Raw genomic sequence first — 13318 nt, 5'->3', positions numbered from 1 at the left:
GTGTCCGTCACGACTGCTCCCGGTACGCGCGCCAGCCGCCGTGGTGGGTGATGTCCTCGGCGCCCTCGACCGCGAACGGCTCGACCAGGAACCCGGTGACCTCGGTGTCGTCGTCGAGTGCCACGGTGCCGATCGCCATCGGTGCCGGCAGGGCCGCGACGAAGGTGCCGAAGCCGGCGGCGGGCAGACGCCAGACCTCCCCGACGATGCCCGAGCCCGGCGCGGCGGCGCCGGACGCGACGGGACCCACGCGGACCAGCCCGGGCTTGGGCGGCACCGTGTCGAGGGCGTACAGCCGGTAGTCGGACGCGGTGCGGGCCTCCCGGACGAACGATCCGCCGGACGCGACCAGCTGTCCGTTCAGCGGCTGACCGCGCAGGTGCGCCCCGACGACCAGCAGGTCGACGGTCGGGGCGGCGAACGCGGCGGCCAACGCCGCCAGGCGCCGGTCGCTGAACGCCGGGCCGGTGAGCATGACGCCGAAGGGCAGGCCGTCGACGAAGCCCGCTGGCACCGCGAGCGAGGCCATGTCGAGCAGGTTCGCGAAGTTCGTGTACCGACCCATCCGGCTGTTCGCGCCGATCGGGTCGGCCGCGACCTGCTCGAGCGTCGGGTGCCACGTCGTCGTCGGGGTGAGCAGTGCCGTGGTGCCCTCGAGTGCGGCGCGACCCGCTGCCCCGAACGCGTCGAGCCGTTCCTGGTCGGCGAAGAGCTCCGCGGCGGTCGGCCGTGCGCCACCGAGCACGATCGCGGCGACCGACGGGTCGAGGTCGGCACCGACCTCGTCTCGGTGGGCCTCGATGTGGGCGCCGACGGCCGCGTACCGCTCCGCGACGAACGCGCCGTCGTAGAGCAGCGACGCGGCGTCGAGCAGGGGTGCGATGTCGACCTCGACCACCTGGTGTCCGAGCGCACGGAACCGGTCGACGGCCGCGGCGAACGCCTCGGCCCAGCCGGGTGCGAGCCCCTCGAGCTGCGACGGCAGCGGCACCGCGATGCGCGGGACGGCGGGCAGGTCGGCGAGGGCGAGGTCGGGCCGCGCGAGCGGGTCGACGCCGTCCGGACCGGCCATCAGCTCGGCCGCCGTGCGCGCCAGGTCGAGCGACCGGGCGAACACCGTGACGCAGTCCTGCGAGCGGCAGGCGGGGACGACCCCGGTGTTCGGCACGAGCCCCTTCGTCGGCTTCACCCCGACCAGGTTGCCGAGCGCGGCGGGCACCCGGCCGGACCCGGCGGTGTCGGTGCCGAGCGCGAAGTCCACGATGCCCAGCGCGACCACCGTGGCGGAGCCGCTCGACGAGCCGCCGGAGATCCGCGTCGGGTCCCAGGCGTTCCGGACCGCGCCGAACGGTGAGCGGGTGCCGACCAGGCCGGTGGCGAACTGGTCGAGGTTCGTCTTGCCGACGACGACGGCACCGGCGGCGCGGAGCCGGGCGACGGCGGTGGCGTCGGCGGCGGGGTCGTGGGCGTAGGAGCGGGCGGCTGCGGTGGTGGGCAGGCGGGCGACGTCGATGTTGTCCTTCACGGCGAACAGCAGGCCGGCCAGGGGCAGCGTCGGGTCGACGGCTTCGGCCTCGGCCAGCACGTCGGTGCGGTCGCGCAGGGTGATCCAGACCTCGGGGCGGTCGACGGCGTCGATGCGCGCGAAGGCGTCGCGGACGCGGGCGGCGGCGGACGTGGTGGCGGTCGCGGCAGCGACGGCCCCGCTCACGCTGCCGCTCCGATCGCGGCGAGGACCTGGCCCGGCGCGACCTGGTCGCCCGGCTTGATGTACACCTCGAGCACGTGGCCCGGCACCGGTGCGTGCACCATCGACTCCATCTTCATCGCCTCCACGGCCAGCAGCTTCTGCCCCTCGTCCACACGGTCACCAGGGCGGACGTCCACCTGCCACACGGTCGAGGTGAAGGGGGCGTACACGGCGGTCGACCCCTCGGGCACGGTCACGGCGTCGGCCACCGCGGCGGCCGGCTCGTCACGGACGTCGAACTCGCCCGATGCCCGCCACCGCTCCTTCTCCTCGCCGAACGCCTGCGCCTGCTGCGCCCGGAAGTCCGCGATGGACCCGGCGTTGTCGGCCAGGAACCGGTTGTACGACGCGATCGAGAACTCGCCCTCGACGGTCTCGAACGAGCCCCGTCCGGCGTCCGTCTCGGCGCGCAGCTCGAGGAGCTCGTCGGCACCGACCGGGTACCACTCGATCCGGTCGAAGAACCGCAGCGCCCACGGGTTCTCCTGGAACAGCCCGCCCCGGCGGAACCGGTTCCAGATCTGCACGGTGCGGCCGACGAACTGGTAGCCGCCCGGACCCTCCATGCCGTAGATGCACAGGTACGCGCCGCCGATGCCGACGGAGTTCTCGGCGGTCCAGGTGCGGGCCGGGTTGTACTTCGTCGTGACCAGGCGGTGCCGGGGGTCGAGCGGGGTCGCGACCGGGGCACCGAGGTACACGTCGCCCAGGCCGAGCACCAGGTAGCTCGCGTCGAACACGGTGCGGAAGACGTCGTCGACGCTCTCCAGCCCGTTGATGCGACGGATGAACTCGATGTTCCACGGGGTCCACGGGGCGTCGTTCCGGACGCCGTTCATGTACCGCTCGATCGCCAGGCGGGTGGCCGGGTCGTCCCACGACAGCGGCAGCTTGACGGTGCGCGACGGTACGACGAGCTGGTCGGTCGGCGGGATCTCGTCCTCGAGCTCGCGGAGCAGCCCCGCCACGTCGCGCGCCTTGAGCACGGACGCGTCGGTGTGCACCTGCAGCGATCGGATGCCGGGCGTGATGTCGAGGATCCCCTTCGGCGTGTGCTCCTGCAGCTTCGTCATGAGCGCGTGCACGCGCATCCGCAGCGCGATGTCGAGGGTCATGTCGCCGTACTCGACGAGCACGTTGTCGTCGCCGTCGCGTCGGTACGCGACGCTCGGCCGCACGTCGGTCGCGTCCAGGCGGGCGATCACGCCGTCGTCGCCGTCGCCTCCGGTGCGCGGCACCGTCCTGGAGGCCCGGTGCGCGTCGAGCGCGGCGGCGTCGGCTTCGCGGACGGGGACGAACCGGATCGTGTCACCCGGTCGGAGCTGGCCCAGCTTCCACAGGTCGCCGCTGGCGACCACGGCGGGGCAGACGAAGCCGCCGAGCGACGGCCCGTCCGGTCCGAGGATGATCGGGGTGTCCCCGGTGAAGTCGATCGCACCGACGGCGTACGGGGTGTCGTGGATGTTCGACGGGTGCAGGCCGGCCTCGCCGCCGTCGGTCCGCGCCCACTCCGGACGCGGCCCGATGAGCCGGATGCCGGTGCGCGCCGAGTTGTGGTGCACGGCGTAGTCGGTGGCGTAGAAGACGTCGAGGTCGGCCCGGGTGAAGAAGTCCGGTGCGGCGTGCGGCCCCTCGGTGACGGCGATCTCCCACGCGTCGGTGAGCGCGGTGCGGCGGTCGGCCGGGGTCGGACCGCCCACCAGGCCCAGACGGGTCCCGGACGGGAACGCCGGGTGCGGGGCGTCCGAGTCCGGGGAGCCCGGGCGCAGGACGTCGCCGGCGAGCAGGGCCCGACCGGCGTGACCGCCGAAGCCACCGAGCGTGAAGGTCGCGGTCGAGCCGAGGTAGGTCGGCACGTCGAAGCCGCCGCGGACCGCCAGGTAGGTGCGGAGGCCCGGACCGGGGGCCGTGCCGATCGCCAGGGTCTGCCCGGCGCCGACCTCGACCGGCTCCCACAGTGCCACGGGTTCGCCGTCGAGGGTGACCGGCGCCGGCGCACCCGTGAGCGCGACCACCGCGGCGGCCGAGAACCGGAGCGTCGGGCCGGTGGCGGTGACCTCGAGCGCGGGGGCACCGTCCGGGTTGCCCACGGCGCGGTTCGCCTCGGCGAAGGACGCCGCGTCGAACGGGCCGCTCGGCGGGACGCCCACCTGCCAGTACCCGACCCGGCCCGGCAGGTCCTGGATCATCGTCATGGTGCCCGGGGCGACGACGTCGATGCGCGGGTCCGGGTCCTCGGTCGCGTCGAGCGTCGAGGTGGAGTGCGTGGCGGTGCGGAGCTCGAGGTCGTCGGTCAGCGCACGCAGCAGCCCGGCGTTCGTGACGATGCCGTCGATGCGGGTGGCCGCGAGCCCGTCGCGCAGCAGGTCGAGGGCGTCGTCGCGGGCCTCCCCGGTGGCGATCACCTTGGCGAGCATCGGGTCGTAGAACGCGGACACCTCGGAGCCGGTCTCGACCCAGCCGTCGACGCGGATGCCGGTGCGCTCGCCGGATGCCGTGGTCGCGCTCGGGAACACGGCCTGGGTGACGAGGCCGCTCGAGGGCAGCGAGCCCTTCGCCGGGTCCTCGGCGTAGACACGGGCCTCGACGGCGTGGCCGTTCGGGGTCCAGGTGCGGTCGAAGACGTCGGGGTCGATGCCGGCGGCACCGTCGCGGGCCAGGCGGAGCATGAGCTCGACGAGGTCGACGCCGAACACTTCCTCGGTGACGGGGTGCTCGACCTGCAGGCGGGTGTTCACCTCGAGGAACGACGCCTCTTCGCGCACCGGGTCGTAGACGAACTCGACGGTGCCGGCGCTGCGGTACCCGACGCTCTCGGCCAGGCGGCGGGCGGACGCGTGCAGCTCGGCGCGGACGTGCTCGGGGAGCGCCGGTGCCGGGGCTTCCTCGATGACCTTCTGGTTGCGGCGCTGCAGGGAGCAGTCGCGGTCGCCGATCACCGCGACGCGGCCCTCGCCGTCGCCGAAGAGCTGGACCTCGACGTGCCGGGCCGGCCGCACGAGTCGCTCGAGGAAGATGCCGGCCGACCCGAAGTTCGCGGTCGCCAGGCGGACGACGCTCGTGTAGGCCTCGCGGACCTCGTCGAGGGTGGAGCACGCCTGCATGCCGATCCCGCCGCCGCCCCCGGTGGCCTTGAGCATGACCGGCAGCCCGATGCGCTCGGCCTCGGCCACGGCGTCGTCGACGCTGGCGAGCAGCCCGGTGCCGGCGAGCATCGGGACCCCTGCGGCGGCGGCCAGCTCGCGGGCGGTGTGTTTCGCGCCGAACCGGACGATCTGGTCGGCGGTCGGCCCGACGAACCGGATGCCGGCGTCCTCGCAGGCCTGGGCGAAGTCGGTGTTCTCGGACAGGAACCCGTAGCCGGGGTGCACGAGTCCGGCGCCGGTGTCCTTCGCGGCCTGCACCACCGCGTCGATGCGCAGGTACGAGTCGCGGGCGGGTGCGGGACCGAGCCGGACGGCGGTGTCGGCCTCGCGGACGTGGGGTGCCGCGCGGTCGGCGTCCGAGTAGACGGCGACGGTGCGCATGCCGAGCGCCTTCGCGGAGCGGATGATGCGACGGGCGATCTCACCGCGGTTCGCGACGAGGACGGTGTCCGTGCTGAGGGCAGGGGGCTGGTTCACGGTGGCGGTCCCGGTGGGGTCGGGCGCGGCGGTCACGGCTGGACCACGATCATGCGCAGCGGTGTGCAGGAGAAGTCGTTGCAGGGGTTGTTCATCTGCGGGCAGTTCGAGACGACGACGAGCACGTCCCGCTTGGCACGGATCGCGACCCGCTTGCCGGGGGCGCTCATGCCGTCGACGATCCCGAGGGCGCCGTCGGCCTCGACCGGCACGTTCATGAACCAGTTGAGGTTCGACACGATGTCGCGGGCACCGAGTCCGTGGCGGCCGGCCTCGGCCAGGAAGTTCTCGCGGCAGCCGTGCTGGTACTGGGTGTGGTGCCCGTACCGCAGGGTGTTCGACTCCTTCGAGCACGCGCCGCCGATGGTGTCCTGGCGGTCGATCTCGTTCGCGACGACGGTCATCAGCGGGTGGCCCTCGTTCGACATCAGGACGGTGCCGGTGCGGACGTACGCGTTGCCCTGTGCGGCGAGGGTGTCCGGCACGCTGTACCGCTCGTCGGGGTCGTGGGCGTCGTAGAGCAGGCAGTCGGCGCTCTGGTTGCCGCCGACGTCGACGATGGTGAGCACCTCGCCGGCGCGGACCACGGCGGACCACGGCGCGAGCGGGGCGACCCGGTCGTCGCGGACCACGGTGCCCGGCACCAGGGACTCGCTCCAGTCGAGGGCGACGTCCGGGTCGTGGACGGCCCCCACCGGGACGGTGGAGGTGGGGGTGTGGGTCGTCGTACCGGTCATCACAGGCCTCGGGCTTCCGCGTGGTCGATCGAGTTCAGGTAGGCGCGGGTGAGCTCCGGCGTCGCGGTGAACCACTCGTCGGCCGCGGTCGTCGGGGCCCCGCGCCAGGCGTGCACCTGCAGTGGTCCGACCAGGTAGTCCGGGCGCGGGTCGATCGGGTGCGCGACGTTCGCGACCAGCACGAGCAGCGGCAGCTCGGCGACGAGCGTGACGTGGGTGCCCGCGCCCGCCGAACCGGTGAAGGTCATCGCCCCCTCGGCGTCGATCCGCACGCCCTGGAAGAACGAGATGCTCGGCGGCAGGTCCCGCTTGGTGAGCCCGTGCTTCGCGGCGGCCTTCGCGAACAGCGACCGACCGCTCGGGGTGCGCCCCTCGGGTGCCGCGTCGCCGTACTTCCGCTCGTTCCAGGCGTCGGTCGAGGTGCCGCAGAACGCGTCGTGGTGCCCCGAGGTGTCCTCGAGCACGGTCGCCAGCGCCCGGCCGTCCCCGCTCAGCAGCGGCGAACCCTGGCCCAGGTACGCCTGCCACGGGATCTTCTGGGTGTCGGCGACGTTGAGCCGCTCCCACGGTCCGAGCGCGTTGAACACCAGGACGTTGGCGCAGGCCTGACCCGTCGGGTCGTCGAACCGCAGCCGTGACCCGCGGGCCAGCACCTTGTGCGTGTACCCGCCCGGCGCCACCGTCTCGGCCCAGACGAGCTGAGCGGGGTCGACGCCCTCGGGGGCAAACGGTGACGACGACGCCGGCAGGTACGGCATGTACTCGGACTGCGAGCCGGCCTGGGCACGTGCGTCGGACCGGGAGGCGAGCACGCTGTCGGTCTGGTGGAGGTCGCGCATGGGGTTCCTTCCGGATCAGGCTTCGACGGAGGCGGCGGTCGGGCTCGCCGCAGTCGCGGCTGCGGGGACGGGCACCGCCGCGGTGGTGGGGACCTCGGCCAGGGTGATCGGCCCGTGGGTGCGGTGCCGCCAGCTCGACCACGCCCAGCCGACGAGCAGCACGCCGCCGATGAAGAGCAGGGCGCTGTACTGCAGCCACCACGAGGTGCCGGTCAGGTCGTAGATCTCCGGCCGGGGCCAGATGAGGTTGATCGCCATGCCGATCTGGAACGCCACGGCCAGGGCGTTGAGCGGGATGCCCCAGCGACCGAGGGTGAACAGCGGCTTGCCGTCCTCGTCCACCCCGGTCGGCAGCCCCGTGCGACGGAGCTTGATCCGCTGGACCAGCAGCGGCCCGGTGACCCCGAGGTAGGCCAGGTAGAGCATCGCGATGCACAGGCTCGACAGGGCGGTGAAGATCGCGGACTGCCCGATGTTGACGGCGAGGGCCAGCCCGGCGCCGACCCCGACGACGATCGACGCGGCGATCGGGGTGCCGGTGCGGGGCGAGACCCGGGCGAGGGTGCGGTGGAAGGGCAGCGCCTTCTCGCGGGCCATCGAGTAGACCATCCGGGCGCCGGCGGTCTGCACGGCGAGGGTGCAGGCGAAGACGGCGACGGCGACGGTGCAGAGCAGGAGCCGGCCGAAGACGTCGCCGAGGGTCGAGGTGATCACCCAGGCGAGCCCCTGCGTGGCGAGCTTGCCGTCGGTCAGGCTCGGGGCGGCGACGAGGGCGCCGATGATGAGCAGCCCGCCGCCGAGGCCGGAGACCGTGAGTGCCCGGACGATCGTCTTCGGGGTGGTCCGGCGCGGGTTGTGGGTCTCCTCGGCGAGCTCACCGGCCGAGTCGAAGCCGACCATCACGTACGCGGCCATCAGCGAGGACGCCAGGAACGCCCACACGTACGGCTCGGTGCTCGTCGACCCGGCGGTCGTGAACACCACGGACGCGCTGCGGTCCGGCAGCAGGAACAGGGCGCCGATGAGCACGACCACGCCGATGATCTCGATGAGCACGCCGAAGCTCGTCACGCGGGCCATCAGCCGGACGCTCGTGATGTTCACGATCGTCGTCACGGCGAGCATCACCAGCCCGAGGACCACCGCGTTCGCGGCACCGGTCGGCGACGCGACGGACGGGTCCGCGCCCGGACCGCCGACGACCTGGAACCCGTCCCAGATCGCGGGGAGCACGGCCTGCACGGCGATGGCCGCCACCGCGACGGTGAGGATCTGGCCGATGATCATCGTCCAGCCGGTGAACCACCCGAACCGGGCTCCGGCCAGGCGGCTCGACCACTGGAAGATCGCGCCGGAGATGGGCCAGCGGGCCGCGAGCTGCGCGAAGTTCAGCGCGACGAGCAGCTGGCCGCCGAAGACGAGCGGCCACGCCCAGAAGAACGCAGCACCGCCCAGCCCGAAGCCGAGTCCGAACAGCTGGAAGACCGTGGTGAGGATCGAGACGAAGGAGAAGCCCGCCGCGAAGGAGGAGAACGAGCCGACTCCGCGGTGGAGTTCCTGCTCGTAGCCGAGGCGGGCGAGCCCCTGGGTGTCGACGTCGGACGTGGCGCGCGGTGCGTGGAGCGGTGCTTGCGGAGAACGCATGACTGCAGACCTTTCGCGGAGTACCTGTCGGGTGACAGGTAGTGCGACAAGTGTCTTGCGGCCCTGTGTCGGCGCCGTTGCCCGTCTGTTTCGAGTGCGTGACGGCAGGCCCCGGCGTGTAAACGTTCCGAGTCGGCGGGCGGATCAGCGGCGGGGGATCACTCGACGTCGACGTCCCGCTTGCCGCGGCGGACGATGAGCGGGTCCGGCTTGCCGATGACGTCGGCGGCCTTGTCCGGGTAGTCGAACTGCGTCAGGAAGTACCGCATCGCGTTCAGGCGCGCGCGCTTCTTGTCGTTCGACCGCACGATCGTCCACGGCGCGTAGCGCTTGCTCGTCCGGGTGAACATCGCCGTCTTCGCCTCGGTGTAGTCCTCCCACCGGTCGAGTGACAGCAGGTCGATGTCGGACAGCTTCCACCGCCGCACCGGGTCGAGCTGGCGCATCGCGAACCGGGTCCGCTGCTCGCGCCGGGTCACCGAGAACCAGAACTTCGTCAGGTGGATGCCGGAGTCGACCAGCATCCGCTCGAACTGCGGCACCTGGGTCATGAACGACTCGTACTCGTCGTCGCTGCAGAACCCCATCACCCGTTCGACGCCGGCACGGTTGTACCAGGAGCGGTCGAACAGGACCATCTCACCGGCGGCCGGCAGGTGCTGCACGTACCGCTGGAAGTACCACTCACCACGCTCGCGCTCGGTCGGCTTGCTCAGCGCGACGACCCGCGAGGTCCGGGGGTTGAGGTGCTCCGTGAACCGCTTGATCGTGCCGCCCTTGCCTGCGGCGTCACGCCCCTCGAAGAGCACCACGACCTTCTGGCCGGTGTCCTCGAGCCAGTACTGGCACTTCAGCAGCTCGATCTGCAGCAGGTACTTCTGGTACTCGTACTCGTCCCGCGGCAGGCGCTCCGAGTACGGGTAGTCGTCCTGCCAGGTGAGCACCGGGTTGCCGTGCGGGTCGATCAGCTCCGGGTCGGCCGTCTGACCGTCCGCGACGCTGTACCCCTCGGTCCGCAGCTGTTCGATGTACTCCCGCAACGGCTGCGAGTACGGCGCTGTGTCCACGGTGTCCTCCCTCTGCGAGCCGATCGGCTGTCGGCCCCAGGGCCATCCTGGCCCGGCCACCCGCACGACCGCCCCACGCCTCGCCCTGGACGCGACCCGATGACGGCCTGGAGGCGCGGTGCGGGCCCGCCCCGTGCCTCCCGACCGCATGTGGCCCTTCACAGGCATGATGGGGCCATGACGGACCAGGCCGAGATGATCCACCCCGAGATCGCACCGAGCGGAGACGGGTGCGTCGAGTGCGACGCGACCGGTTCGTGGTGGGTGCACCTGCGCCGCTGCGCGGCGTGCGGCCACGTCGGCTGCTGCGACGACTCGCTCAACACGCACGCGACGCGGCACTGGGAGGAGACAGGGCACGCGGTCATCCAGAGCTACGAGCCCGGCGAGACCTGGGCCTGGGACTACCGCGACGACACCCGCTCCGAGGGGCTCGAGCTCGCAGCGCCCACCAGCCACCCCGTGACGCAGGCAGTCCCCGGGCCGGCGGATCGCCTTCCCGGGGACTGGTTGGAACTGCTCGGCGGATCGCGCTGATCCGCAGCGGTCGTCAGGTCAGACGGCCGCGGTCGCCTCGTCGCGGTGCGGGAGCTTCCAGCCCGGACGCACGAAGTGGCAGGTGTAGCCGTGCGGGTTCTTCTCGAGGTAGTCCTGGTGCTCGTCCTCGGCCTCCCAGAACGGGCCGGCCGCGGTGACCTCGGTGACGACCTTGCCGGGCCAGATGCCTGACGCGTCGACGTCCGCGATGGTGTCGAGGGCGACCTGCTTCTGCTCGTCGGTCGTGTAGAAGATCGCCGAACGGTAGCTGCGACCGATGTCGTTGCCCTGGCGGTCCTTCGTCGACGGGTCGTGGATCTGGAAGAAGAACTCCAGCAGGTCCCGGTACGAGATCTGGGACGGGTCGAAGACGATCTCGACCGACTCGGCGTGGTCGCCGTGGTTGCGGTACGTCGCGTTCGGCACGTCGCCGCCGGAGTAGCCGACGCGGGTGCTGACGATGCCGGGACGACGACGGAGGAGCTGCTGCGCTCCCCAGAAGCATCCGCCGGCGAGGATGGCGGTCTCGGTGGTGGTCATGGTGGCCTCCTGGGCTCTCGTGTCACTGGCTGCGACACCGTGTGGTGCAACCGGCAACAGGGACGATCTGTTCCCGTCGTCAGGTCCGCTGTGGGGCAAGGACCCACCCGGGTGTGCGGTCGGTACGACTCGACCCTACGAGTCCGTGCTCCGTGTCACCCCTGCGGTACGGTCAGCCTCACATGAAGCGGTCATCCATCGACGAAGTCCAGCGCCGTCCACGTGGTTGGTGGCTGCTCGGACTCGCGTTCTGTTTCCTCGTCTTCCTCGAGGTCTTCGTGGCGATCGGCTCGCTGCCGGGGATGCTCGCCGCGCAGCTGCAGTACACGCCGTGTGGCTCCGACGAGACGATGCGGTGTTCGTACGCCGTCGGGGAGACCGCGCAGTTCCTCGTGCCGCTCCTCGCACTCGTCGTCGCGATCACGACCTGGGTCATCGGGGCGTCTGGTGCTCCCACGGTGCGGCGACAGGTGCTGATACCCACGATCGGCCTCGTGGTCATCGTCCTGATCTTCGTGCTCGGTGTCGTCGCGATCGATCTGTCGATCCGATGACCGTCGTCAAGCGAACTCGCCGCCACACGCTCCCGAGGACCTGATGCCGTTCACTCCAGATCGGTTTCGAGACAGGGCCGACTGCGGGGTGGATGGCGTCGTAGACGGACACAGGAGCGCTGGTCTCGGTGCCCGATAGCCGATCGGCTTTCGGACACGTCATTCGCGGGAAGATTGTCCTATCCACTTGTGTGCTGGACTCCCTCCGCAGCTCATCCCTACCGTCGACAGTCGTGGTCGCTAGTGTCATGGCAGGATCGACCCACACAGAATCCCTCCGGAGTTGACATGAGCGTGCGCGTGCCCATACGTGGGGTGACCCTCGAGTGGGCCCGCACCGCGATGGGTATCAGCGCCGAAGAGCTCGCCCGGAGCGCTGCCGTGAAGCCGACGCAGGTGGAGCAGTGGGAGGCCGGTGACGTCGCTCCTACCCTTCCGCAGCTGCGGAAGGTGGCGCACCATCTCGAACGCACGATCGCGTTTTTCCTCACCGACCCGCCGGCGTCTACCGGGGTGCCCGCCGTGGTCGACTTCCGCGGCGCAACCGCCGGCACCGTCCCAAGCGTGGTGCGGCGCGAGACTAAACGTGCCGAGCAGTACCGCGACACCACCCTCGAACTCGACGGTCCGCCCGCTGCGCAGCTCCGACTCGAGCCGTTCGAACGCCGCACCCTCGCTGCTGCCGCAGCCGCGCTCCGGCGGCAGCTGCTCGCCGTCCTCCCGGACGGCAAACCGCGGACGCCGGGGGAGGGGTTCAACCGGTGGAGGGAGGCTCTCGAGACGCTTGGGGTGCTGGTGTTCCAGAGCACCGGTGTGCCGCGCAGCACCTACCGGGGGCTGTCCGTGTTTCACGAGCAGTACCCGATCATCCTCGTCAACGGCGCCGACGCCGCGAACGGGAAGATCTTCACCCTGTTCCACGAGCTAGGCCACCTCAGCAACCGGTCCAGCGGTGTGTGTGTCGAGCAAGAAGACGGCCGCGAAGAGTCCCTCTGTAATGCGTTTGCAGCCGAGGTCCTGATGCCCGCCTCGGACGTGCGCCGCCGCGTCACGCGCGGCGGTCGGGCCGACATGGTGCGCCAGGTCGTCAGCACGTACGGGGTGAGCACGCTCGCGGCCGCGATCCGCCTGCATAGCCTGCAGCTGATCGAGACGGTGGACCTGGAACAGGTGCGGCAGGAGTCCGATGACGTTTGGCAGCGCGAACGCGACCAGCTCAGCGCCGCCGACGGCCACCCGCCGTACGCGACGCTGCGATACCGCGACCTCGGTCCGACCTATGTCGGCCGGGTGATGCGAGCCCTGCATCAGAACCGCGTTGACTACCTCGAGGCCAGCTACATGCTCGGCGCGAAGATCCCCACGGTCGAGAAGCTCGAGCAGGAGTACCAACGACGAGGTAGCCAGTGACCGACTACACCCTCGACACGAACATCCTCATCCTGCTCAACCGGCACTACCCGCGCGACATCTTCCCCGGCCCCTGGGCTGAACTTGAAGCGCTCATCGACGCCCGGCACGCGTGCATCTGTCGGGAAGTCCTCGACGAACTTGCCCGCGGCGGCGACCAGCTGCACAGCTGGGCGAAGAACGAGACCGGGTTCGTCTGCGAGATCACAGCTGAGGAAATTCCGATCGTTGACGCGATCAGCACTGCGCACCCCGGCTGGGTGCAAGGCACTGCCAACGCTGCCGATCCATGGCTGATCGCACACGCGGCGGCTGGGGGCCGAACGATCGTCACCGAGGAACGCCGCGCTGGCGACAACGTTCAAGATCACAACCAGAAGATCCCCAACGTCGCCACCGAACATCAGGTCGACACGTTGAACTTCTTCGCGCTCGCTCGCGCTGAAGGATGGCAGTTTTCCTCTAACGGGTGATCCTTGTTGGACCGTGTGCGGTCCCGGTTGAGGATCGGTCAGTGCGAAGCGAGCCCGATTCGAACAACTCGTATTCCGCGTCGTAGTAACGAGTCGTCCGTCCCTGGCTCGTCAGCCCGAGACGCAGACAGACTCGGCGCGACG

Annotated in this window: 11 protein-coding genes; 4 read left to right on the top strand and 7 right to left on the bottom strand. The window is 71.0% G+C overall.

What is annotated here, in order from left to right; translation table 11 throughout:
* Positions 1–7: 7 nt before the first annotated feature.
* From HP445_RS12195 to ppk2, 6 genes are all read right to left on the bottom strand, one after another.
* Entirely contained in the window at positions 8–1711 is a 1704-nt protein-coding gene (locus tag HP445_RS12195; RefSeq protein ID WP_128780233.1) for an allophanate hydrolase, read from the bottom strand.
* Positions 1708–5409: an urea carboxylase gene (gene uca / locus HP445_RS12190; protein WP_372496368.1), complete on the bottom strand. Its 3702-nt coding sequence runs from the start codon at positions 5407–5409 to the stop codon at positions 1708–1710. Before uca ends, HP445_RS12195 begins: the two co-directional genes overlap by 4 nt.
* Positions 5406–6110, bottom strand: a complete 705-nt coding sequence (locus HP445_RS12185) for an urea amidolyase associated protein UAAP2 (RefSeq protein ID WP_128780232.1) — start codon at positions 6108–6110, stop codon at positions 5406–5408. The genes uca and HP445_RS12185 overlap by 4 nt, the downstream gene beginning before the upstream one ends.
* Positions 6110–6949 carry an urea amidolyase associated protein UAAP1 gene (locus HP445_RS12180; RefSeq protein ID WP_128780231.1) on the bottom strand — a complete coding sequence of 280 codons (840 nt, stop codon included), beginning with the start codon at positions 6947–6949 and terminating at the stop codon, positions 6110–6112. Before HP445_RS12180 ends, HP445_RS12185 begins: the two co-directional genes overlap by 1 nt.
* A gap of 15 nt (positions 6950–6964) precedes the next feature.
* The gene (locus HP445_RS12175; protein ID WP_128780230.1) at positions 6965–8593 is read right to left on the bottom strand and encodes an APC family permease; all 1629 of its coding nucleotides are present in this window, start codon (positions 8591–8593) and stop codon (positions 6965–6967) included.
* A 158-nt stretch (positions 8594–8751) separates the two neighbouring features.
* Positions 8752–9660 (bottom strand): polyphosphate kinase 2, encoded by a 909-nt coding sequence (ppk2, locus tag HP445_RS12170; RefSeq protein ID WP_027467245.1) that lies wholly within the window; start codon positions 9658–9660, stop codon positions 8752–8754.
* A 177-nt stretch (positions 9661–9837) separates the two neighbouring features.
* On the opposite strand from ppk2, the gene HP445_RS12165 reads away from it, so the two are divergent.
* Positions 9838–10197, top strand: a complete 360-nt coding sequence (locus HP445_RS12165; protein WP_071404761.1) for a UBP-type zinc finger domain-containing protein — start codon at positions 9838–9840, stop codon at positions 10195–10197.
* 18 nt (positions 10198–10215) lie between these two features.
* On the opposite strand, the gene msrA is transcribed toward HP445_RS12165, so the two are convergent.
* A complete protein-coding gene (gene msrA / locus HP445_RS12160) occupies positions 10216–10737 on the bottom strand; it encodes a peptide-methionine (S)-S-oxide reductase MsrA (RefSeq protein ID WP_111024046.1) in 522 nt (173 codons plus the stop codon).
* Between the two features lie 182 nt (positions 10738–10919).
* On the opposite strand from msrA, the gene HP445_RS12155 reads away from it, so the two are divergent.
* The 3 genes from HP445_RS12155 (at position 10920) to HP445_RS12145 (ending at position 13174) form a co-directional block, all read left to right on the top strand.
* On the top strand, positions 10920–11291 hold the full coding sequence (locus HP445_RS12155) for a hypothetical protein (RefSeq protein WP_128780229.1): 372 nt from the start codon (positions 10920–10922) through the stop codon (positions 11289–11291).
* Positions 11292–11606: 315 nt separating this feature from the next.
* The gene (locus HP445_RS12150) at positions 11607–12701 is read left to right on the top strand and encodes a helix-turn-helix domain-containing protein (protein ID WP_164941148.1); all 1095 of its coding nucleotides are present in this window, start codon (positions 11607–11609) and stop codon (positions 12699–12701) included.
* Positions 12698–13174, top strand: coding sequence for a DUF4411 family protein (locus HP445_RS12145; protein ID WP_128780227.1), 477 nt, complete (start codon positions 12698–12700; stop codon positions 13172–13174). The genes HP445_RS12150 and HP445_RS12145 overlap by 4 nt, the downstream gene beginning before the upstream one ends.
* Positions 13175–13318: the final 144 nt, after the last annotated feature.

The organism is Curtobacterium flaccumfaciens (assembly GCF_013359815.1).
Taxonomy (GTDB): Bacteria; Actinomycetota; Actinomycetes; order Actinomycetales; family Microbacteriaceae; genus Curtobacterium; species Curtobacterium flaccumfaciens.
This window is presented reverse-complemented; position numbering and strand designations above follow the sequence as displayed.